The sequence below is a fragment of the Erythrobacter sp. KY5 genome, assembly GCF_003264115.1.
Taxonomy (GTDB): Bacteria; Pseudomonadota; Alphaproteobacteria; order Sphingomonadales; family Sphingomonadaceae; genus Erythrobacter.
Genome location: NZ_CP021912.1, coordinates 1,693,702 through 1,715,804 on the forward strand (window position 1 = coordinate 1,693,702; position 22,103 = coordinate 1,715,804).

Annotated in this window: 23 protein-coding genes; 11 read left to right on the plus strand and 12 right to left on the minus strand. The window is 60.2% G+C overall.

The annotated features are described in order from the left end of the window. The 5 genes from CD351_RS07995 to CD351_RS08015 all read right to left on the minus strand — a co-directional run bounded on the left by CD351_RS07995 (window position 1) and on the right by CD351_RS08015 (window position 5,298). On the minus strand, window positions 1-648 hold the full coding sequence (locus tag CD351_RS07995; protein ID WP_111992118.1) for an inner membrane-spanning protein YciB: 648 nt from the start codon (window positions 646-648) through the stop codon (window positions 1-3). Next, window positions 648-1,562 (minus strand): signal recognition particle-docking protein FtsY, encoded by a 915-nt coding sequence (gene ftsY / locus CD351_RS08000; RefSeq protein ID WP_111992120.1) that lies wholly within the window; start codon window positions 1,560-1,562, stop codon window positions 648-650. Before ftsY ends, CD351_RS07995 begins: the two co-directional genes overlap by 1 nt. Next, entirely contained in the window at window positions 1,559-2,749 is a 1,191-nt protein-coding gene (locus CD351_RS08005) for a MiaB/RimO family radical SAM methylthiotransferase (RefSeq protein WP_234027073.1), read from the minus strand. Before CD351_RS08005 ends, ftsY begins: the two co-directional genes overlap by 4 nt. Then, a complete protein-coding gene (gene dapF, locus CD351_RS08010) occupies window positions 2,731-3,540 on the minus strand; it encodes a diaminopimelate epimerase (protein ID WP_111992122.1) in 810 nt (269 codons plus the stop codon). The genes CD351_RS08005 and dapF overlap by 19 nt, the downstream gene beginning before the upstream one ends. Window positions 3,541-3,615: 75 nt before the next feature. After that, window positions 3,616-5,298: a bifunctional diguanylate cyclase/phosphodiesterase gene (locus CD351_RS08015; RefSeq protein ID WP_111992123.1), complete on the minus strand. Its 1,683-nt coding sequence runs from the start codon at window positions 5,296-5,298 to the stop codon at window positions 3,616-3,618. A gap of 196 nt (window positions 5,299-5,494) precedes the next feature. Between CD351_RS08015 and CD351_RS08020 the strand changes: the two genes are divergently transcribed. From CD351_RS08020 to CD351_RS08030, 3 genes are all read left to right on the plus strand, one after another. Further along, on the plus strand, window positions 5,495-5,905 hold the full coding sequence (locus CD351_RS08020; RefSeq protein ID WP_111992125.1) for an EVE domain-containing protein: 411 nt from the start codon (window positions 5,495-5,497) through the stop codon (window positions 5,903-5,905). Between the two features lie 84 nt (window positions 5,906-5,989). Then, window positions 5,990-6,739: an SDR family oxidoreductase gene (locus CD351_RS08025; RefSeq protein WP_111992127.1), complete on the plus strand. Its 750-nt coding sequence runs from the start codon at window positions 5,990-5,992 to the stop codon at window positions 6,737-6,739. An 89-nt stretch (window positions 6,740-6,828) separates the two neighbouring features. Further along, window positions 6,829-6,999 carry a CsbD family protein gene (locus tag CD351_RS08030; protein WP_007163721.1) on the plus strand — a complete coding sequence of 57 codons (171 nt, stop codon included), beginning with the start codon at window positions 6,829-6,831 and terminating at the stop codon, window positions 6,997-6,999. A 64-nt stretch (window positions 7,000-7,063) separates the two neighbouring features. On the opposite strand, the gene CD351_RS08035 is transcribed toward CD351_RS08030, so the two are convergent. Beyond that, window positions 7,064-8,752: a thiamine pyrophosphate-binding protein gene (locus CD351_RS08035; protein ID WP_111992129.1), complete on the minus strand. Its 1,689-nt coding sequence runs from the start codon at window positions 8,750-8,752 to the stop codon at window positions 7,064-7,066. 166 nt (window positions 8,753-8,918) lie between these two features. Here CD351_RS08035 and CD351_RS08040 point away from each other — a divergent pair, with 166 nt between their 5' ends. Then, window positions 8,919-9,194, plus strand: coding sequence for a hypothetical protein (locus CD351_RS08040; protein WP_234027074.1), 276 nt, complete (start codon window positions 8,919-8,921; stop codon window positions 9,192-9,194). Between the two features lie 3 nt (window positions 9,195-9,197). Here the strand turns inward: CD351_RS08040 and CD351_RS08045 are convergent, their stop codons facing one another. After that, a complete protein-coding gene (locus CD351_RS08045) occupies window positions 9,198-10,613 on the minus strand; it encodes an MFS transporter (RefSeq protein WP_111992130.1) in 1,416 nt (471 codons plus the stop codon). Window positions 10,614-10,760: 147 nt separating this feature from the next. Between CD351_RS08045 and pgsA the strand changes: the two genes are divergently transcribed. Beyond that, window positions 10,761-11,369, plus strand: coding sequence for a CDP-diacylglycerol--glycerol-3-phosphate 3-phosphatidyltransferase (pgsA, locus tag CD351_RS08050; protein WP_111992131.1), 609 nt, complete (start codon window positions 10,761-10,763; stop codon window positions 11,367-11,369). 16 nt (window positions 11,370-11,385) lie between these two features. On the opposite strand, the gene CD351_RS08055 is transcribed toward pgsA, so the two are convergent. Genes CD351_RS08055 through rnd form a run of 3 tightly spaced genes read right to left on the minus strand, consistent with a single transcriptional unit; the run spans window position 11,386 to window position 14,171 of the window. Beyond that, a complete protein-coding gene (locus tag CD351_RS08055) occupies window positions 11,386-12,057 on the minus strand; it encodes an HAD family phosphatase (protein WP_234027075.1) in 672 nt (223 codons plus the stop codon). Between the two features lie 7 nt (window positions 12,058-12,064). Continuing rightward, complete coding sequence (locus tag CD351_RS08060) at window positions 12,065-12,961, minus strand: hydrogen peroxide-inducible genes activator (RefSeq protein ID WP_111992135.1); 897 nt, start codon at window positions 12,959-12,961, stop codon at window positions 12,065-12,067. Between the two features lie 7 nt (window positions 12,962-12,968). Continuing rightward, the gene (gene rnd, locus CD351_RS08065; protein WP_111992137.1) at window positions 12,969-14,171 is read right to left on the minus strand and encodes a ribonuclease D; all 1,203 of its coding nucleotides are present in this window, start codon (window positions 14,169-14,171) and stop codon (window positions 12,969-12,971) included. A gap of 192 nt (window positions 14,172-14,363) precedes the next feature. Between rnd and aspS the strand changes: the two genes are divergently transcribed. Further along, window positions 14,364-16,178: an aspartate--tRNA ligase gene (gene aspS / locus CD351_RS08070; RefSeq protein WP_111992139.1), complete on the plus strand. Its 1,815-nt coding sequence runs from the start codon at window positions 14,364-14,366 to the stop codon at window positions 16,176-16,178. A 169-nt stretch (window positions 16,179-16,347) separates the two neighbouring features. Here aspS and CD351_RS08075 read toward each other — a convergent pair whose 3' ends face one another. Both CD351_RS08075 and CD351_RS08080 read right to left on the minus strand, forming a co-directional pair. Continuing rightward, on the minus strand, window positions 16,348-16,782 hold the full coding sequence (locus CD351_RS08075) for a PA2169 family four-helix-bundle protein (protein WP_111992141.1): 435 nt from the start codon (window positions 16,780-16,782) through the stop codon (window positions 16,348-16,350). 142 nt (window positions 16,783-16,924) lie between these two features. Continuing rightward, window positions 16,925-17,938: a histone deacetylase family protein gene (locus CD351_RS08080; RefSeq protein WP_111992142.1), complete on the minus strand. Its 1,014-nt coding sequence runs from the start codon at window positions 17,936-17,938 to the stop codon at window positions 16,925-16,927. A 16-nt stretch (window positions 17,939-17,954) separates the two neighbouring features. On the opposite strand from CD351_RS08080, the gene CD351_RS08085 reads away from it, so the two are divergent. From CD351_RS08085 to CD351_RS08105, 5 genes are all read left to right on the plus strand, one after another. Next, window positions 17,955-18,791: a hypothetical protein gene (locus CD351_RS08085; protein WP_111992144.1), complete on the plus strand. Its 837-nt coding sequence runs from the start codon at window positions 17,955-17,957 to the stop codon at window positions 18,789-18,791. 99 nt (window positions 18,792-18,890) lie between these two features. Further along, a complete protein-coding gene (locus tag CD351_RS08090; protein WP_007163734.1) occupies window positions 18,891-19,127 on the plus strand; it encodes an acyl carrier protein in 237 nt (78 codons plus the stop codon). Window positions 19,128-19,268: 141 nt separating this feature from the next. After that, entirely contained in the window at window positions 19,269-20,528 is a 1,260-nt protein-coding gene (fabF, locus tag CD351_RS08095; protein ID WP_111992146.1) for a beta-ketoacyl-ACP synthase II, read from the plus strand. Window positions 20,529-20,532: 4 nt separating this feature from the next. Then, window positions 20,533-21,501 carry an endolytic transglycosylase MltG gene (mltG, locus tag CD351_RS08100; protein ID WP_111992148.1) on the plus strand — a complete coding sequence of 323 codons (969 nt, stop codon included), beginning with the start codon at window positions 20,533-20,535 and terminating at the stop codon, window positions 21,499-21,501. Between the two features lie 2 nt (window positions 21,502-21,503). Continuing rightward, window positions 21,504-22,037 carry a 2'-5' RNA ligase family protein gene (locus CD351_RS08105; RefSeq protein ID WP_111992150.1) on the plus strand — a complete coding sequence of 178 codons (534 nt, stop codon included), beginning with the start codon at window positions 21,504-21,506 and terminating at the stop codon, window positions 22,035-22,037. The last annotated feature ends 66 nt before the right edge of the window (window positions 22,038-22,103 follow it).

A 22,103-nucleotide genomic window follows, 5' to 3' on the forward strand; every position in this document is an offset into this window, starting at 1 on the left:
TCAAGCCGTCGGCGGTTCGTCCTTGATCGCCTCTTCCTCGCCTTCAAGGCTCAGCCCGTGCTTCATCAGCATCGGCAGCTGGGTGAAGGTGAAAAGGAAGCTCAGCGGCATGAACACCCAGAATTTCGCCCAGAGCCAGCCTTCAAAGCTCATCTGAGCGCGCAGCACTTCGTTGAGACCTGCGAGCACGAGGAAGAACACCCCCCAGTTGCGTGAAAGCTTGAGCCAGCCTTCGTCCGACAGCCCCTCAAACGCGGCTTCGAGCAGGATTTTGAGCAAAGCGCGGCCCATGAAAAACCCTGCGAGCAAGGCGACGCCGAATACCGCGTAGATGATCGTGGGCTTCAGCTGCACGAATACCGGATCACCGAAGAAGATTGTGAGCGCGCCGAAGCCGACGATCAGCGCGGTCGAGAACCACAGCATCGGCGAGACCTTGCCCAGCCTCCACTTGGAGATAATGAGCGCCGAAATGGCCGCAACCATGAAGGCGCCCGTGCCGTACATGATGGCGAGAAGCTCACCCGCCGGGTTAGGGTCGGCGGGCGCGTTCCATCGATAGACGCCGAGGAACACCAGCAGCGGCCCATAATCGACCGCAACGTTGAGCCAGCTTGATCCGGCTTTCTTGGCTTCTTCGCTCGGCATCAGGCCACTCCTGCGATTACGCGCGCGACCAGATCGGGGTCGAAGGGCCGCAGGTCTTCCATCTTCTCGCCGACACCGATGGCATGGATCGGAAGGCCATATTGCTCGGCAGCTGCGACCAGCACGCCGCCGCGCGCCGTGCCGTCCAGCTTGGTCATGATGAGGCCGGTGACGCCCGCGACTTCCTGAAACACGTCGATCTGCGAAAGCGCGTTCTGACCATTGGTTGCGTCGAGCACGAGCACCACGTCGTGCGGGGCCTCTTCGTTGAGGCGGCCAAGGACGCGGCGGATTTTCGCCAGCTCTTCCATCAGCTCTTTCTTGTTCTGGAGGCGTCCGGCGGTGTCCACCACCAGCGCGTCGATCCCGGTGTCGGTCGCCTGCTTGACCGCATCGAACACGATCGAGGCCGGATCGCCGCCCTCGGGTCCGCGCACGAGGTCCACCCCGGCGCGCTCCGCCCAGGTGGCGAGTTGTCCGATGGCTGCCGCGCGGAACGTGTCGCCTGCCGCCAGCAGCACGCCGTAATCGTCCTCGGTAAAGAGGTGGGCGAGCTTGGCGATGGTGGTGGTCTTACCCGATCCATTGACCCCGATCACAAGGATAACCTGCGGGCGCGGGAAGGCCGTGATCTCAAGCGGCTTGGCAACCGGGCGAAGGATTTCCGCGATTTCTTCGGCGACCGATTCCTTGAGTTCGCGCTGCGTGATCTCGCGCCCGAAGCTCTTCTCTTTAAGCTTGGCACGGATGCGGGCCGCTGCTGCCGGGCCAAGGTCCGAGATGATCAGCGCGTCCTCGACATCGTCGAGCGTCGCCTCATCAAGCCGCGTCGCGACACCGGTCAGGTTAGCGCCCAGACGTTCGGAAGTCTTGCGAAAGCCGCCGAGCAGCCGGTCGCTCCAGCTGGTACTCATCTAAGCAGGCCTCCTTCAATGGCGCGGGGTGTGATTGATACGATGCGTCCGGCACGAGTGCCTTCGGGCAGGTCGACCCGCGCATAGGATGGCGCATAGCCCGTACCGTCGCGTTCGGCGAGGACTTGCAGGTTTTCGCCCACAAGCGTGCCGAGCCATGCGCTGCGCCGCAGTGCAACCCGTTCGCGCAATTCGGCAGCGCGCGCCTTGACCACGCGGCGCTCGACCTGCGGCATGCGCGCGGCGGGCGTGCCGGGGCGGGGCGAATAAGGGAAGATGTGGCCATGCACGATGCCCAGTTCGTCGATGATCGAGAGGTTGGCCGCGTGATGCTCTTCGGTTTCGGTGGGAAAGCCAGCGATCAGGTCCGCGCCGATGGCGATATCCGGGCGGCGCTGCTTCAGGCGCTCAACCAGCGTGACCGCATCCTTGCGCGAATGGCGGCGCTTCATGCGCTTGAGGATAAGGTCGTACCCATGCTGGAGCGAGAGGTGCAGGTGCGGCATCAACCGCTCCTCGCTGGCGAAGAGTTCGAACAGCGCCTCGTCAATCTCGATCCCGTCGAGCGAGGACATGCGAAGGCGCGGTAAGTCGGGAAATTCCTTAAGCACCGCGCCGACCAGCGCGCCGAGCGGCGGGGTGCCGGGCAGGTCGTGGCCCCAACTCGTCACATCGACGCCGGTCAGAACCACTTCCTTCGCGCCAAGCTCCAGATGATGTTCGACCTCGCGCAGAACCTCGGCAATTGTCATCGAACGGCTTTCTCCGCGGCCTTGCGGGATGACGCAGAAGGTGCAGGCGTGGTCGCAGCCATTCTGAACCGCGATGAACGCCCGCGTGCGCGTCGGCGGCGGCGGGGCTTCGGGCAGCGGGATGTTCCAGCTGCGCGGGTCGAGCTTCGATGCGTTGGCGATCAGCCCGTCAACCTCGGGCATGGCGGCGATTTGTTCGCGTTCGATATCGGCAGCACAGCCGGTGACGATCAGGCGCGCGTCGGGCCGTGCCGCGCGCGCCTTGCGGATCGCCTGGCGGGTCTGGCGCACGGCTTCGCTGGTTACAGCGCATGAATTGACGACCACCACATCGCCCGCTTCGGCCAGCATGTCTTTCATGCGCTCGGCCTCCGCGATGTTGAGGCGGCAACCAAGGCTAATCACTTCGGGCGCGTTCACGCGAAATCGTCCCATTCGAAGCTTCCGCGAAAGCTTTCGGTCGCCGGGCCGGTCATGACGATGCTCTTACCGCGCTCCCAGGCAATTTCGAGATCGCCTCCGGGAAGCGAAACCGTCACCGGACCTTTCATTTGAAGCCGCGAAATGGCAGCGACCGCAGTGGCGCACGCGCCTGTGCCGCAAGCACGCGTCAGCCCGGCTCCACGCTCCCAGACGCGCAGTTTGATGTGGTTTTCGCCGACCTGGCTGGCAACGTTTACGTTGATGCGCTCAGGAAAAAGAGCATCGGTTTCTATCTGAGGCCCAAGCTCGGCAAGATCGACTGCATCGGCATCCTGCACGAAGAAAATCACATGCGGATTGCCGACATTCACCGCTATTGGCGCTTCGAGCTCGCCCCAACCGACCGGCATATTCGCGGTGTCCATCGCGTAGGCGAGCGGGATCGCATCCCACTCAAAGCGTGGTTTGCCGATAGCGACGCTCGCGCCGCCATTCGCGGGTTCGAGGCTTATCGCTCCTCCAGCAGTTTCAATAACGGCAGGTTCGCCATGCAGCATCGCCACAGCGCGGCTTGCATTTCCGCAGGCTTCGACCTCTCCGCCGTCGGCATTGTAAATCCGCATCCTGAATGCGTGGCTGTCGCTTGGTTCAAGCACGATCAGCTGATCGCACCCAATGCCGGTGTTGCGGTCCGCGATGGCGCTTGCAATTGCGCTCGATATGGCGGGCAGGCGTTGTTCACGCGCGTCAAGCACGACGAAATCATTGCCGAGGCCGTGCATTTTGGTGAAGTCTACGCGCATAGCCCTGCGCATCTATGCATCGCGCGGCCCGGCGTAAAGGTCAGTGAGTGCTAGGGGCGCGCAGGTGCACGCGAGCTATTGGTTGACGATGCGCTTGCCTGATGGCTGGGGCAGCTCATGGTGCTCTTCGGCTCTGGCGCTTTCCCGCACTGCAGGAACCTCTGGCACCCGCTCGCGCACAAGACGACCAGAGCGCTTCAGGCGCTCGGCAACTTCCTCGGCATTTTCGGGCTGGCCATAATAATATCCCTGTCCCTTGAGCTTGCCCATCTTCTTGAGCGCGTCGAGGATATCCTCATCCTCGATGCCTTCCGCCGTGATCGGCAGGTCCAGCCCGCGTCCCAGTGAGACGATCGCATCGACGATCCGCGACTTGTTCGACGGATTGCGAAGCTCGCCGACAAAGCTGCGGTCGATCTTGAGCCGGTCAAAGGGCAGCGTGCGCAATTGTTCCAGACTCGAATAGCCCGTGCCGAAATCATCGAGGCTCACACGCACACCCTGATTGCGAAGGCTCGTAATGATCGAACGGACCATGCCGATGTTTTCGTGCAGGCAGCTTTCGGTGATCTCGATTTCAAGCCGGTGCGGCGGGAAGTTGTGCTTGGTCAGCGCCTTCAGGATTTTCTGCGCAAACCACGGATCGCGCAGCTGGACCGGCGAAATGTTGATCGAAAGCGTCAGGTCTTCATGCCATGCGCGCGCATCGGCAAAAGCCTGCGCCATCAACTGGTCGGAGAGTTCGGTTATGACGCCAATGTCTTCGGCCACCGGGATGAAGATTTCCGGGCTGACCTTGCCCATGGTCGGCGAATGCCAGCGCGCGAGCATTTCGAAGCCGACAAGGTCTCCGCTCTCGATATCGACCTGCTGTTCATAGTAAGGGACAAATTCGGAATTCGCGAGGCCGCGGCGGATGCCCGATTCGAGTTCGTGGCGGAACCGCAGCTCGTCTTCCATGCTGGTTTCGAACCAGAAATAGCGGTTCTTGCCTTCCTTCTTGGACTGATACATCGCCATATCGGCGCGTTGCATCAGCGCATCGGAATTCGACACACTGGGATCGAGACCCTTGTCATCGTGATCGGATGTGACGCCGATCGATATCGTTGCATCGATGCTGATACCCTTATGTTCGAACGGGACAGCCATGCTTTCGAACAGGCGCACCACCAGATCGTCAACGCGTTCGCGGCTTACGGGGTCGTAGGGCGTGACAAAGGCGAACTCATCTCCACCCAGCCGCGCAAGGCGGGCTTCCTTCGGCAATTGGTTGCGGATGCGCGATGCCATCTGGACCAGCACGCTGTCCCCGACGGAATGCCCGTGCATGTCATTGATCTGTTTGAAATTGTCGAGGTCGATCATGACATAGGCAATCGCCAGGCCGCGCACTTTGGCGAATTCCTGCAAGGCACCGGTCGCCCCTGCCATGCTGCGGCGATTGAGGCATCCGGTCAGTGGGTCGATTTCGGCCAGTTCGCGCGCGCGTTCTTCGGCGCGACGGCGTTCCTCGATCTCGCTTTGAAGATCGCGATAGCGACGCCAGCAAAAGATGATCAGAACGATGTTGAGAAGCAGGGCGCTGGTCAGAAGATTGTCCGGCGAATTGCCGTTGCCGAGTATGGAATTGATCGCGGCTGGAACCACCGAAGTGCCGGTCGCCACGAACAGGATGATCGCAGCAATCGCTACTCCAAGAGCAACGAGATCGCGCTCTGCGCTTCCAATCGGATTGTCAGGATTAGTGTCGGCCAATGTTTTGTTATGCCAATGCCGCCTGCGGCACGCCCCTTATGAAACACTTGTTGCGTGGTATTGCTCAGACATATTGAAGTTTCCGTTAACCCTTGGGGGAGGGGTGTTCGCAAAAGGGTGGAAGAGAGCGCGCGGGCGCACTAGGTCGGGCTGCACAATCACGCAGCACAGATCCGCAAACAAGGAGAGCGAGCCCATGCCCAATTATTGGCTGATGAAGTCGGAACCCTTCAAGTACAGCTGGGACGATCTGGTCGCCGAAGAAGAGGGCACCTGGGATGGCGTGCGCAACCACTCGGCCAAGCTCAACCTGCGAGCCATGGAAGTGGGCGATGAGGCGTTCTTTTACCATTCGCGCGAAGGATTGGAGATCGTCGGGGTCGCCGAAGTGACCGTTGCTGGCATCGGCGATCCGACCGATGAAACCGGCAAGTGGGCGGCGGTGAAGATCAAGCCCAAGCGCAAGTTCGACAACCCGGTCACGCTGAAACAGATCAAGGCCGAACCCAAGCTTGCCGATTGCGAGCTGGTGCGCCTGTCGCGTCTTTCGGTTGCGAAGATCAAGCCTGAGGAATGGAAGCTGATCTGCAAAATGTCCGAGGGATAGATCGGCACGAGGCCACTCGATTGGAACGATAGGCCCCCGCGCTTCGTAGATTGAGGGACACACCCTTAAATTACGGAGACAGACATGAACAGGTTCGAAGGCAAACGCGTACTCATTACCGGCGGCACCAGCGGCATGGGGCTTGCAGGCGCGAAAATGATCGTTGCCGAAGGCGGCGAAGTGGCCGTGACCGGCACCAGCCAGGATCACTTGGACGAAGCAGGCGAGGCGCTCCCGTCGGGTTCGCTCGTGCTGCGCAACGACGCATCCGATCCCGAAGCGGCAAAAGAACTTGGTGCCAAGGTCAAGGAACAGATGGGCGGGATTGACGGGCTGTGGCTCAATGCCGGTTTTGGCAAGTTCGGCCCGAACAAGAAGGTCGACAAAGACATGTTCCGCGGCATGACCGATGTGAACGTCATGGGCCCGTTCCTGCAAATGGCTGAGCTTATCCCCGCCATCAATGACGGCGGTTCCGTTGTCGTGACCGCTTCGGTCTCACCTTATCTGGGCCAGCCGATGGGCGCGGTCTATGCCTCGACCAAGGGCGCCATCCGCGCGGCATCCCGCAGCTGGGCATCCGACCTTGCAGAGCGCAATATCCGCGTAAACTCGATCGCGCCGGGCCCGATTGAGACCAATTTCTTCGACGGAATGGGCCTTGATGAGGAACAGGTCGAAGAGATGAGCGAACAGATCAAGAGCCAGGTCCCGCTGGGCCGTTTCGGCAATTCCGAAGAGGCCGCGCAGGTCGCGCTGTTCCTGCTTTCGGATCAGGCGTCCTACGTCACCGGTTCGGAATACATGGTCGATGGCGGAATGACGCTGCGGTAAGTCTTTTTGCCGCAATAATGGAACCAAGTGCCCCCTTTCACAGTCCTGTGAATGGGGGCATTTTTGTAACAACCTCAAGGAGCTAGACCATGGGTGAACTGACCGACAAGATCAAAGGCAACTTCAAGGAAGCCAAGGGCGAACTGAAGCAGCAGTCGAACGATCCGGAGACCCGCGCCGAAGGCAAGGCCGAGGAAATGGAAGGCAAGGCCGACCAGGCCAAGGGCGAAGTGAAGGGCGCTCTTGGCGACGACATTTAAGCCGCCTGCGCTACTGAAATTGAGGCCGCTCCTTGTCAAAAGGGGCGGCCTTTTTTCATCTGCGTCAGGCTTTGGCCCTCAGGCCACTCACCGTCGCTCCGCTGGCTGCAAGCTGTTCGACGTCGATCTTCATATGAATGAGACGCAGGCCGATGCGTTCCTTGGCCTCGGCGAGTGCGGCGGTGAACTCGTCCGTCGTGGTCGCAGTTGCGCTCCACGCGCCGAATGATGCGCCCAGCATGGCGAAATCAGGGTTCGACAGCTCGGTCCCTGATACGCGGGCGGGATATTCGCGTTCCTGATGCATGCGGATCGTGCCGTATGCGCCGTTGTCGACCACCAGCACGATCAGATTGGCGTTGTATTGAGCGGCGGTCGCCAGCTCCTGACCGTTCATCAGGAAATCGCCATCGCCCGCGACGGCGACGATTGTCCGGTCCGGATAACGCAGCGCGGCTGCAACCGATGCGGGCACGCCATATCCCATCGCGCCTGCGGTGGGGGCGAGCTGGCTCGGATAACCGGCATAGCGCCAGTAACGGTGCCACCACCCGGCGAAATTTCCCGCTCCATTGCAAATGATCGTATCGGCAGGCAGCGCCTCGCGCATGGCGGTGACGCAGGCCCCCATATCAAGGGCAGGGGGATTGTCCGAAACCTTGTGAGAGGCCCACGCTTCCCATTCGGCATGAGCCTCTTTCCCGGCGTCGAAGGGTATGATCGAGTGATCTTCCCACAGCGCCGCAGCTTCCGCGAATTCATCCACAGAGCAGGCAAGCCCCAGCTCGGTAAGATAGACCCTGCCAAGTTCATTCGGATCGGGATGGACATGAATCAGCAACTGGTCGGGATGATCGGTTGCCGGGAATGTGTAGCCGTCAGTGGTCGCCTCTCCCAATCGCGCGCCCACGGCGAGGACGAAATCGGCTTCCTTCACGCGCTTCACCAGTGCCGGATTGGGGCCATAGCCAAGGTTTCCAGCGTAAACGGGCGAGGACGGTGAGATTGCGTCCTGCCGGCGAAAGGCAGTTGCAACGGGTAGGCCCACGCTCTCGGCAAAGGCATGAAAATGTTCGCGCGCCTTGGTGTTCCAGCCCGCGCCTCCGATAATGGCGATCGGGCTTGCTGCGTCGGCCAGCATGGCGAACATGGCCTGCATCGCATCGGGGCAGACAGCCTGCGCGGGCCTGACAATGGCTGGACGCGGTTTGATGTCAGCGCTGACGGGGTCGCACAACATGTCTTCGGGCAGGGCGAGCACCACGGGACCGGGCCTGCCGCTCACCGCAACGGAGTATGCGCGCGCGATGTATTCTGGTACGCGGGCAGGATAGTCGATCCGTGCTGCCCATTTGGCGATCGGACCGAAGAAGGCCTCGAAATTGACTTCCTGGAAGCCCTCACGATCCCGCATTGGGCGCGCCACATCGCCGACGAACAGGATCATCGGTTGGGAATCCTGATGGGCGACATGTACGCCGATTGACGCGTTTGTCGCGCCCGGCCCGCGGGTGACGAAAGCAACACCGGGGCGCAGGCAATCGCCGGCCGCGCTCATCGCCCCGTCCGCGCATGCCATGAACGCCGCGCCGCCTTCCTGCCGGCACACCACGGTTTCGATATCCGAACGCTCGTGAAGCGCGTCGAGCACCGCGAGAAAGCTCTCTCCCGGCACGGTAAAAACGCGGTCAGTGCCTTGTTCTTTCAGGCAATCGACCAGCAGTTCGGCGGCAGTCTGTTGCGCTTGGCTCACATGTCCTCTCCTCTTGCTCGCGCGCTTAGCCGGGGCACGGTGAAGTGGCAAACGCGCGCTTTCACGCGTTCCACCGATTAACCACAAAAGCGGCTAACTGTCCCCATTTTGGGCAGGGGAAAGCGGGCACTCGTAAATCATTAAGAAAGTGTTAACGCCTGAACCCATGAAACAGAGCATAGTCGCACTCGACACCATCCTGAACGGACCCACTGGCCCCGAAATTGAGCGCAGACGCCTTCAAGGCCGAAAGCGCCGCTCGCTTGTGTTGACCGATGAAGGCGCTGGTCACCCGTTCCGCCGCAGCCTGCCGCCGCAAGTGAGGGCTGAGCTGATCGAGGAACCGGCAGAGAGCCTCTGGCGCTTTACCGCTGACGACATGCGCGGCTTTGCCAGCGTCTACTTCGCTGCCTTCGCCGCGATGCTTGTCTTCATCATATAAGGATCATTCGGCGGGGGCGGGGTCCGCGAGGTTCCTGGCCGCCGCTGCGTCCTTTTCGGCGCGGAACAGCAGCGTTCCGAGCCATGCCGAAATGACGGTCATCGCACCTGCGAAGAGCAATTGCTCGACCACCGGGATGCCGAGCCCGGTCAGTCCGATCGCAATCAAAGAGCCCAGCACCATAGCCAGCGAATTGACGATATTGTTCGCCGCAATCGTGCGGCTGGCCGCGTCATGCGCGCATCGGGTTGTCAGGAACGCATAAAGCGGAACGACGAAGAATCCGCCAGCGGTCGCGATACCCAGCAGCATAAGCGAAAGCGGGATCGCAAGCGGTTCGAGTATCCACAGCTCGATAGGCAGCAATTCGCCCGCAGCGTTGGGTGTCCATGCTTTCGAGACCAGATAGAACCCGATCACGAAAATGCCCATCACGATAACCGACGCGGGCGAATAACGCGCCGACACTTCGCCTTTCAAAAGCGCGTTGATACCGATCGAACCGATGGCAATGCCGATTGAAAAGATGACGAGGAACAGGCTCGCCACTTCCTTGGACGCAAGCAACTGGTTTTTGGCAAGCGGCGGGAACTGGATGAACAGCACCGCGCCAATCGTCCAGAAGAAGCTGATCGCGATGATCGCCAGAAAAATCTCGCGGTTGTGCGCGGTGTCTCGCACCAGTTTGTAGCTCATCATCGCCTGGTCAGCGATTGCGACGAACGGATAGCCAAGCCAGCGCAGGAGCTTGCTTCCCACCTTCTCCCGGTAAGGCTCAAGCAGCGGGTAATGCATTTCGTAATCGCTTTGCGGCGGCGCATCGGGCACATGCCGGCTGACCCAATAACCCACAAAAGCGGTGATAATGATCAGCACCATCGCGATCTCGACCGCGATAAATCCGGCAAGGATCGTGCCGGTCAGGATCGCGATATACGTTCCTGCTTCAATCAACCCGGTCCCTGACAGGACCTCTTCTTTTTTAAGATGCTGGGGCAGGATTGCGTATTTGATCGGCCCGAGGAATGTCGATTGCGTCGCTGCAAGAAACACGACGAACAGCAGGAGCGGGATCGCAACCGTGTGGACCATGATGCCCTGCCATGCCATGAACAGGCCAACCGCTCCCAAAGACGCCCAGCCGATCTCGCATATCTTAACGATGCGGATAATCCGCGCCTTGTCGCGCGTGTCGGCGAGCTGTCCTGCAAGCGCAGAGAACACGACGAAGGGCACGATGAAGATGACTGAGGCAAGACCGCTGAAAAGCGCCTCCTGCTGTTCGTCATTGTAAACGGTGTAGACCACGAACAGGACGAGCGCGGTCTTGTACAGATTGTCGTTGAAAGCGTTGAAGAACTGCGTGACCATAAGCGGCAGGAAGCGCTTACGGCGCATGAGGTGCGTCGATGTGGTCATGCGTTAAAGCAGTGCTTGCCCGTTCTCTCTTCTTTCACCCACATAGCGACGATGCCGACGGGAGCAAGTGCGAGGGGGTTTAGCTGTTAGCAGATCGTTCAGGATCATTTGCTTGGTGCATCGCCCGCGCTAAGGGGGACTTCGAAGATGCTGACACTGCCAAACATCCTGACCCTGTCGCGAATTTTCGCCGTGCCACTGCTGGGCTTCCTGTTGTGGTGGCCGGATTGGCAACTCGGCTACCTGATCGGTTTCGCGGTCTATTGCGTGATCGCGATCACCGACTTCTTCGACGGCTATCTGGCGCGGGCGCAGGGAACCGTCTCGAAGCTTGGCATCTTCCTTGACCCGATTGCCGACAAGATCATGGTCGCCGCAGTGATCCTGATCCTGACCGCACAGGGATTCCTGAGAGGCCCTTATGTCGGCGACATGCATGTCATTGCGGGCACGATCATCCTCATCCGCGAAATCACCGTCAGCGGTTTGCGCGAATTTCTCGGCGGGATTCAGGTGTCGGTCCCGGTAACGAAGCTCGCCAAGTGGAAGACGACGTTCCAGCTGGTGGCGCTGGGCGCGCTGATCCTTGGCGGAGCCGTGCACGGACAGCCGTGTCAGTCCCCGGGACCGGATTGCCAGACGATTGCCGAAAGCTGGGTTCATGTGGTCGGCCTGGCGTCGCTATGGGCCGCCGCAGTGCTGACCTGTATTACCGGCTGGGACTATCTGCGGGTTGGTCTGAAGCACATGGAATGATGCGGGTTGGCGTTGCCTAGATCATGGATTTGAGCATGGCGTGATTTGAAACGACCGCGTCCGCGCCGCTGGCTTTGAGCCGTTGATGAAGCCCCGGATCGCAGTGCCCGCCCCCGGTAAAGCCGATTGTAGTCATCCCGGCTGCTTTCGCAGCGCGAACTCCATTGACGCTGTCTTCGATCACCACGCAAGTTTCGGGAGAGACCTCGATCTGCCGGGCGGCGTGGAGGAAGAGATCGGGTGCTGGCTTCCCGTTTTCTACGTGGTCGGCGGAATAGATGTGGGGTGCGAGCAGGTGGAAAAGCCCCGCAATCTTCAGCTTCTTTATCAGACGCTCGTAAGGTGCGGATGATCCTACGGCTACTTTGCCGCCAAACGCTTCGATCAGTGACGGGACCCCGCTGATAGGCAGCAATTCTGCCTTCACCCGCTCCCAGATTTTTTCCTGAAGCGTCTCCCCGAAGTCGCTCGGCAATTCGCCGCCGACGATGCGCGCGTGATCGGCCCGCAATTCAGCATAGAAGTCGCGGTTCGACAGCCCGACGAAACGGGTAAGATAATCCTTCAGGTCGTATTCGAGGCCCATCTGGGCAAGCAACTTGCGCTCAACGTCGAGATGGATGATTTCAGAATCGACCAGCACCCCGTCATTATCGAAGATGATCGCGTCGAAGTCGCGCAGCCTCATGCTTGATTCAACCCGCGCGCAACTCATCCGCGAGTAGCCTGAAATCGGCCTCGCGCGGCGAATTCTTGCGCCACGCCAGAACAATCTCGCGCTTGGCGTTTTCGCTTTCGACGGGGCGCGCGACGACTTCGGTGCCGTTCAGGATGCCTGCGTCAATCGCCATTTCGGGCAGTAAGGTAAGGCCAAGGTCGTTGTCGACCATCTGGACCAGCGTATGCAGGCTTGTGCCGATCATGCTGGCGCTCGCGCGCAGTTCGCTGCGGTTGCAGGCTGCGAGCGCGTGGTCGCGAAGGCAATGGCCATCTTCGAGCAGCAGCAGACGCCCCTGATCGATCATTTCAGGCGGTATCGCTGCAGGCGGATCGCGCGGGTCGTCCTTGGGGAAGGCCACGAACAGCGGGTCATCCGCGATATGCACCCAGTCAGCCTCGCCCGTGTCGAACGGTAGCGCAAGCAGTACACAGTCAGCCCTGCCATGCTGGAGCGATTCGAGGGCGTCGTGCGATGTTTCTTCGCGCAGCATCAGTTGCAGGTCGGGGCGCTCTTTCTTGAGGCGTGGCAGCAGGCGCGGGATCATGAAAGGCGCGATGGTCGGAATAACGCTCATGCGCAATTGACCCGACAAGGGCTTGCCCGCCGCTTGCACGAGGTCCGATAGCTCTTCGGCTTCGCGCAGCAATTTGTTGGCCTTGGCCACCACCTGCTCACCCAGAGAGGTGAACCGCACAACGCGGCGCGAGCGTTCAACCAGGGTCACGCCCAACAGCGATTCGAGTTCGCGGATCCCCGCCGAAAGCGTCGATTGCGACACGAAGCTTGCATCGGCAGCGCGGCCGAAATGGCCGTGCTCATGCAATGCGACGAGATATTGCAGTTGCTTGATGGTGGGCAGGTAGGTGCTCAATGCCGCCTCACTCTGCTGCCAGCGCTTCTTCCATGCTTGCCTGCATGTCGTCGATATGGGTCATGGTGAGTTTGCCTTCCCTGACCGCGAAAGCGAGCTTGCCTTCAACCAGTTCGAGCGCATCCTTGCCGAAGATATCGTAGCGCCAGCCCTGCAGCACCTGAAGGTCGCGAACACCGGCAGCGAGCGCTTCCATCTCATCGGCTCGCGTCAGAAGGCGGGAGGCAACGTCGATTTCTCGCGCACGGATTTTCAGCAGCAGCTTGAGCAAGTCGGCCACCAGTGCGCCTTCCTTGCCCAGCGGCGCACCGCGTTTCATCTTTTCAGGCATTTCGGACTTGGGCAGCGCTTCGGCTTCGGAAATGACCCTCATCAGGCGCTTGCCGATGTCGTTGTCCTTCCACGAGGCCGAAAGCCCTCGCACCTTCGCGAGATCGCCCTGTTTCTTGGGCGGGTGAGAGGCGATGTCAGCGAGCGTTTCGTCGCGCATGATGCGGCCGCGCGGGATATTCTTGTGCTGCGCCTCGCCCTCGCGCCATGCTGCAAGCGCTTTCAATCGCCCGAGCACGAGCGGATTGCGGCCCGGCTGTCGGATGCGTTTCCACGAAGCGTCGGGATCGACGATGTAATTCGACGGATCGGCCAGCTTTTCCATCTCCGCATCGAGCCACACACCGCGCTCGGTCTTCATCAGTTTTTTGAGGATCTTGGGGAAGATCTTCGAAAGGTGAGTCACATCGCCGATAGCGTATTCGATCTGGCGATCGGTGAGGGGACGCCGGCTCCAGTCGGTAAAGCGCGCGCCCTTATCAACCGTGATGTTCAGCCAGTGATCGACGAGATTGGCATAGCCGATCTGTTCGGACTGGCTGATCGCCATCATCGAGATTTGCGTGTCGAAAATGGGGAAGGGCGTCTTGCCCGTCATGTTGACGATGATCTCGACGTCCTGACCGCCAGCGTGGAAGACCTTCAGAACCTCATCGTTCTCGGTCAGCAGCTGGAGTAGGGGAGTGAGGTCGATACCGTCAGCCAGCGGATCAATCGCGGCGGCTTCTTCGGTGTTGGCGATCTGTACCAGGCACAATTCAGGCCAGTATGTGTTTTCGCGCATGAATTCGGTGTCGACTGCAACGAATTCGGATTGAGAGAGGCGCTCGCACAGGTCAGCCAGAGCGTCGGAAGTTGTGATCAGGTCGTGTATTTTCATGTCTATCGTTTCTATTCAGTTGAGCGGAGTGCCGCTCTCGGGTCTTCATGGACCCAGCAATTCGAGAGGTGCGCGACTTGACAAAGCGCAGGTCATGCCCTGTTAGCGCGCGCATATCCACGTGGGACAAATTGTCCTACGAGGCGCTGGCGCGCCCTTAGCGCCATACACCCAAACAGGACAAGAATTTAGATGCACGCCTACCGTTCCCACACTTGCGCACAGCTTTCGGCTGAAAATGTCGGCGAAACCGTCCGTCTTTCGGGCTGGATGCACCGGAAACGCGACCATGGCGGCGTGTTGTTCGTCGACCTTCGCGACCATTACGGCATCACGCAGATCGTGGCGGACGAGGATTCGCCCGCGCTTCCCGTGCTGGAAAAGCTGCGCGCCGAATCGGTCGTGACCATCGATGGCGAGGTAAAGGCTCGCACGCCAGAGACCGTGAACAAGGATCTGCCGACCGGCGAAATCGAGATTTTCGCACGCTCGATCACGGTTCAGAGCGCCGCCGACGAGCTGCCGATGCCGGTCGCGAGCGGAGAAGAGTATCCGGAGAACATCCGCCTCAAGTATCGCTTTCTAGATCTTCGCCGCGAGGTCATGCACCGCAACATCATGCTTCGCAGCCAGGTCATCACCTCGCTGCGCCAGCGCATGATTGGACAGGGTTTTACCGAGTTCCAGACCCCGATCCTCACCGCATCGAGCCCCGAAGGCGCACGCGACTTCCTCGTGCCGAGCCGCATGCACCCGAACAGCTTCTACGCGCTCCCGCAGGCGCCACAGATGTTCAAGCAGATGCTGATGGTGTCCGGCTTCGACCGCTATTTCCAGATAGCGCCGTGCTTCCGCGACGAAGACCTGCGCGCTGATCGCAGCCTCGAATTCTACCAGCTCGACTTCGAAATGAGCTTCGTCACGCAGGAAGACGTGTTTCAGGCGCTGGAGCCGGTCCTTGCTGGCGTGTTCGAAGAGTTCTCGGGCGGCAAGACCGTGACGAAGTCGGGCGAATTCCCGCGCATTCCCTATGCCGAGGCGATGCTGAAGTACGGCACTGACAAGCCTGACCTGCGCAACCCGCTGATCATCAGCGACGTCACCAGCCACTTTGAAAAGAGCGGGTTTGGCCTGTTCGAAAAGATCGTTGGCGGCGGCGGCGTGGTTCGCGTCATCCCGGCACCCAAGACAAACGAGAAGAGCCGCAAGTTCTTCGACGACATGAACAACTGGGCGCGTTCCGAAGGCTTTGCAGGCCTCGGCTACGTCACCCGCAAGGGCGGCGAGTTCGGCGGTCCGATTGCCAAGAACCACGGCCCCGATCGCATGGAAGAGCTCTATAACGAGCTTGGCCTTGGCGCAGATGACGGCCTGTTCTTCGCCGCTGGCAAGGAAAAGGACGCAGCCAAGCTCGCAGGTGCTGCGCGTACGCAGATCGCCGAGCAACTGGACCTGATCGAGCCCGACTGCTTCAAGTTCTGCTGGATCGTAGACTTCCCGATGTACGAGTACGACGACGAAGCGAAGAAGGTCGATTTCAGCCACAACCCATTCTCGATGCCGCAAGGCGAGATGGAAGCGCTGGAAAGCATGGACCCGCTCGAAATCAAGGCGTGGCAGTACGACATCGTTTGCAACGGCTATGAATTGAGCTCAGGCGCGATCCGGAACCACAAGCCGGAGATCATGTACAAGGCCTTCGAAATCGCCGGATACGACAAGGATACTGTCGACCGCGAATTCTCCGGCATGATCGAGGCCTTCAAACTCGGCGCACCGCCTCATGGTGGTTCGGCACCGGGGATCGACCGCATTGTCATGCTGCTCGCTGGCGAGGAGGCGATCCGCGAGGTGATCGCTTTCCCGATGAACCAGAAGGGCGAAGACCTGATGATGAGCGCGCCATCCACAGCAACGCCAGCGCAACTGCGCGAATTGCACCTGCGCCTGGTCGAACCCGCGCAAAAGGCACCGCCCAAGCCAGACATCGTTTCCGACGGAAGCTGACAGCAAAAAAGGCGCCCGACCTGAAAAGGTGGGCGCCCAAGGCTGTTAGGGAAAATTATAGTTTGAACTAGGTGAGCGGAGCGCAGCCAAAGTCTGGCGATGCGTAGGCGCCACTCTGGCGCGCTCAACGCTCATTCGCAGGTCCCCACCTGCGATCGGTGTCAGTCGGTTATGCGTATTGCTTTTCCAGCATGTCGCTAAACCGTTCGCCTTCCGAAATTTCCTGATACGTTTGCTGGATCAGGCTGCGGAACGAGGCATCAAGATCATCGTCTTCGAGTGCGTCGCGGAACTGACCGGCGATATAGTCTTCGCCTTCTTCAACGCGCTCGACCGCGGCTTCGTTGCCGTTTTCAAACGAGTCGGCGATGCTCATGAACGTCTGGTGTGTCGATGCGGTCATGCTCGACGAGGTAATCCGCTCTTCGCCATTGCTCTCAAGCGCTGAATTCAGCTTCGAAAGCGTCTGTTCGCGCGAGGTCAGGCGGCGATTGAGGGCATCCTTCAGCGCGGGGCTGTCTGCCTTGTCGACGGCCTTGCGATAGCCTTCGACCGAATCGAACGTGGTCTGGGTAAGCGATTTAAGGGTGCTGATGTTAGTCATGTGTCTCCTCGATGGGGTTGGGGTGGAGTTGCAGTGCGCCGACCGCGCCTTGCTTTCACCTATCTTATGGATTGAGGGTAGTGATCGTTCCATCACGCCGCTGGACCGTTCACCAGCTGCGATGGCCTGTGATTTCAACGATTTATAGCTCAAATCCGCTCAGAAATGCGGCAACATTGTGCCCAAGCGCATCGATCCGGTATCCCCCTTCCATCACCACCACGCTTGCCAGGCGGGCCTGCGCAATCCGTGCGCCGATACGTTCCATATCGGGCGTGGTTAGTCGGAAGTGTGAGATCGGATCCTTCTCGAACGTGTCCGCGCCGTAGCTGACGACGAGGAAGCGCGCGCCAAAGCCACCGATGGCTTCCAGAGCTCGATCCAGCGCCGCTTCGTAACCGGTCCACGTCGTGCCACGGGGCAGCGGCTGATTGGAGGTTGTGCCTTCACCCTCACCCTGGCCCCTCTCATCCGCATGGCCCCAGAAATACGGATAGTCGCCCGCCGGGTCAGCGTGGATCGAGGCGAAGAACACGTCTGCATCTTCGTAGAAGATGTCCTGCGTCCCGTTTCCGTGATGGTAATCAACGTCGAGGATCGCGACAGGACCCAGCCCACGATTGCACGCAGCGCGGGCGACGATGGCCGCATTGTTCATGTAACAATAGCCGCCAAAGTAGTCGCGGCCCGCATGGTGCCCCGGTGGGCGGCAAAGCGCGAACGCCTGGCGGGCTTGGCCGTCTGCGACCGATTCGAGCGCACTGACGGCGCTTTGCGCGCTCCAGTAGGCAGCTTCCCATGTTCCCGCCGATATGGGGGACGCCGCATCGAAGCCAAAGGCACCCAATTTCGCGTCAATCCGGTCGAGCGACAGCTTCCTGCGCCCGCGCACAGGGAATGCATAACCAATGGCATCGCCATCGCGTCCCGCAGCAAGCCACTCATCATGGGCACTTTTCAAGAAAGCGAGATATTCGCTGTCATGCACGGCCTCAATCGGTGCCATCCCGTGATCTTTTGGCGCTTCACCCATGCCGATAGATGCGTGGATCGATGCCAGCCTCGCGGGGCTTTCGGCAAAGTCCATCCACTCGCCGTTGTTGAGTTCGCGCAAGGGCGCGTGGGCGGACTGGTGGTCGCAGTAGAATGTGAGCATGGAAACTTTCTGACCGATGACGGATCTGTTGGGTTATCTGTTTGCAAGTAACCTTGATCGCCCCGCCTGCGAAGGGGATTGCATGACTACTACGCGCCGCACGTTTCTCGCTGGAAGCCTCGCCACCCTGGTCGCAGCGCATCCCCTGATAGGCTGCAGCGCGGCGTCCACAGCGACCAAAGTCCATGTGATGGGCGTGATCCACGCACGGCACCGGCGTAGCGAGCGCTATTCACTTGCCGTGCTGGAAAAAGCGATCCGAAAAGCCGCTCCAGACGTGATCCTGACCGAGATTCCGCCAGACAGGATCGGGCGTGCCATTTCTTCATTCGAGGCCACGGGAAAGGTTGAAGAGCCGCGAACGCAGGTTTTTCCCGAATACACCGACGTCGTTTTTCCGCTCCGCCGAGAGATGAAATTTCGCCTCTTCGGATGCGCCGGCTGGACCCGAAAAATCGCCGATGAACGCGCTCATGAACTTGACCTCATCGAGAACGATCCCGCGCGCGCCAGACAGTGGGCGGAGCATCGCGCCGCGCAAAGCAAGTTTGCCAGGCTGGTGTCAGGTCACAGCGATGATCCGCGTTTCATCCATACGGAAAGTTTCGACCAACTCGTTGAGAAGTCTAGAGAACCATATCATCAACACTTCGATGCCGTCCTTGGGGCAGGCGGTTGGACGCAGATCAACAAGGCTCACACCGATCTGATTAACTTGGCGCTTGATCAGATTTCTGGGGAAGGCCTCACCGCGCTGATAATGTTCGGCTCTGCGCACAAATACATGATCCGCCGAAGCCTTTCCCAGCGCGGCGACATCAACCTGCTGGACACCACCGATCTGTTTGCGTGACACACTCGCGGAAAACCATGCCGATCTTGACTTGCGCTTGATCGAACCGACCTTTAGGGCCATTCACGAGTTTAATACCCAATCTCAAGAGGGATACACATGAGCGATACTGCCGACCGCGTGCAGAAAATTGTCGTCGAACATCTCGGCGTCGAAGGTGACAAGGTCACTCAGGATGCGAGCTTCATCGACGATCTTGGCGCAGACAGCCTCGACATCGTCGAGCTTGTCATGGCTTTCGAAGAAGAATTCGGCGTGGAAATTCCCGACGACGCGGCTGAGAAGATCTCGACCGTCGGCGATGCCACGAAGTTCATCGAAGAAAACAAGGGCTAATTGCCCAGCAATCTGCGCGTCTCATCATATATGGGGCGCGCAATTGACCAACAGGCCCGAGCCCTTTGTAAAGGGCCTTCGGGCCTGTAGTGTTTTAAACGTTAATTCGAATTTCGCCCTCCCGGGCACTGGAGATATCTGATGCGCCGCGTCGTCGTAACCGGTCTTGGCCTTGTCACACCGCTGGGCGGTGATGTCGAAACCTCTTGGAAGAACCTGATTGCCGGCGAAAGCGGCGCTGGTCCGATCACGCGCTTCGACACCGAGGGCCAGAAATGCACGATTGCCTGCGAAGTGAAGGGCAAGGACCATCCGTGGGGCTTCGACGCCAACAAGCGCGTGGACAGCAAGGTTCAGCGGCAGGTCGACCCGTTCATCGTCTACGGTATCGACGCTGCTGGACAGGCGCTCGAAGATGCAGGCCTGACCGACCTTTCCGATGAGGAGAAGGAGCGCGTGGGTTGCTCGATCGGTGCAGGGATCGGCGGCCTTCCAGGTATCGAATACGAAAGCGTCAACCTGCATGAGCGTGGGCCTGGCCGGGTCAGCCCGCACTTCGTGCATGGTCGCCTGATCAATCTCGTCACCGGGCAGGTGCAGATCAAATACGGCTTCATGGGCCCGAACCACGCGGTTGTGACCGCCTGTTCGACCGGCGCTCACTCAATCGGTGATGCCGCTCGCATGATCGCGATGGACGATGCCGACGTGATGCTAGCCGGAGGCGCGGAAAGCACCATCAATCCGCTGGGCATCGCCGGCTTCGCGCAGGCCCGCGCACTCAACACCAGCTTCAACGATCGGCCCACCGAAGCAAGCCGCCCTTACGACAAGGACCGCGAAGGTTTCGTCATGGGCGAGGGCGCCGGTGTCGTCGTGCTCGAAGAATATGAGCGCGCCAAGGCACGGGGCGCGACGATCTACGCCGAAGTCACTGGATATGGCCTGTCGGGAGATGCCTACCACGTCACCGCGCCGCACCCCGAAGGAAAGGGCGCGGAACTCGCCATGAAGATGGCGCTGCGCAAGGCAGGCCTTGGTCCCGGCGACATTGATTACGTCAACGCGCACGGCACCAGCACGATGGCCGATACGATCGAACTCGCCGCTGTAAAACGCGTGCTGGGCGACGATCTCAGCGGCGCGTCGATGAGCTCGACCAAGAGCGCGATTGGCCACCTTCTCGGCGGTGCCGGCGCTGTGGAGGCGGTGTTCTGCATCCTCGCCATGCGCGATGGCATTGTCCCCCCGACGCTTAACCTCGACAATCCGGACGAGGGGACCGAAGGCATCGATCTGGTGCCTCACACGGCGAAAAAGCGCGAAGTGCGCGCGGTTCTGAATAACAGCTTCGGCTTTGGCGGCACCAACGCCTCGCTGATCATGCAGAAGGTCGACTGAGCCGGTGCGTAAGGCGGGGCTGCTCATCATCAGCCTGATCATGCTGGCAGGCGTCGCGCTGCTTCTCGCGCCGCAATTTCTTGGGCAAGCCCAGATCGAAGAAGAAACACCGTTTATGATTCCGGCAGGTTCTTCGCTGAGCGCCGTTGCCCGGGATCTGGAGGAGAAGGACCTGATCAGCTCAGCTGATGGCTTCCTGCTCTCCGCCCGTTTGTTCGGTTCATCCGATCCGATCCAGGCAGGCGAATTCGCCCTCACGCCCGGGATGAGCCAGCAGGACATTCTGACCGCCTTTCAGTCGGGAGACGTCATCCGGCGCTTTGTCACCATACCCGAAGGCATGCCCTCGGTGCTCGTGTGGGAACGTCTCATGGCGGAGGAACTGCTGACCGGCGAAATCGATGTGCCCGCAGAAGGATCGATCCTGCCCGACACTTACGCCTTCGAGCGCGGACAGCCACGTGCCGAGCTGGTCGAACAGATGCAGTCGGCAATGGATCTGTATCTCGCTGAAGCCTGGGCCGAGCGTGGGGAGAATATAGCGGTCGACACGATCCGAGAGGCGTTGATCCTTGCATCCGTGGTCGAGAAGGAAACCGGCACACCCGAAGAGCGTCGGACCGTGGCAGGGCTTTATTCCAACCGGATCGAGGTGGGGATGATGCTTCAGGCCGACCCGACGATCATCTACCCGATCACCAAGGGAAAGCCGCTGGGCCGCCGCATTCGCCAATCAGAAATCGCCGCGATAAACGGCTACAACACCTACACCCGCGTTGGCTTGCCCGAAGGACCGATCACAAATCCGGGCCGCGAAAGCATCGCCGCTGTCCTCAACCCCGAAGATCACGAGTACCTGTTCATGGTAGCTGACGGCACAGGCGGGCACGAATTCAATGCGACGCTGGATGGCCATAACGAAGCGGTGGGGCGCTGGTTTGAGCTGCGCCGACAGCGCGGAGAGATGAACTAGGTTTGGGCGCGCAGCCGTTCATCCTGACCGCTTCGATCCCCGAACCGGTGCGTGGCTGGGCAGAGGGTCTGAGGCGCGCGCATTTTCCGCCGGAACGCAACCACCTTCACGCACACGTCACGCTTTTCCATGCTTTCGCGCCTTCGCTGCGCGAGGAACTTCTCAATTTCGTGCCTCAGGTTTCGAAGGAGTTCGCACCGCCTGAGGGCCGCATCACCGGCTTGCTCGACTTCGGCAAGGGTACTGCAATCAGGCTGGAGGCTCCGGGGCTGCTCGCTGTGCGCAGGATCATCGCGGAGCACTTTCACGGGATGCTCACCGATCAGGACCTGCACGAGCCACGCCCGCACATAACCATCCAGAACAAGGTATCGAAAGACGAGGCTCGCGCGCTCCAGGCCGAGCTGTCACCGCAGCTCGACCCGTGGATCGAACGCGGCTGGTTCGCCTTTCCTGCGCTCGAATTGCACCTTTACGAAGGCGGGCCGTGGAAAGAGGTAAAGCGAATGCCATTTCGCGGACGCGAGCGCTTGTAGTATAGGTACTTAGGCCACGCGCGGGCTTGCGCGATTCCGGACGCAATGTGCCGGTGCACTTTGGGG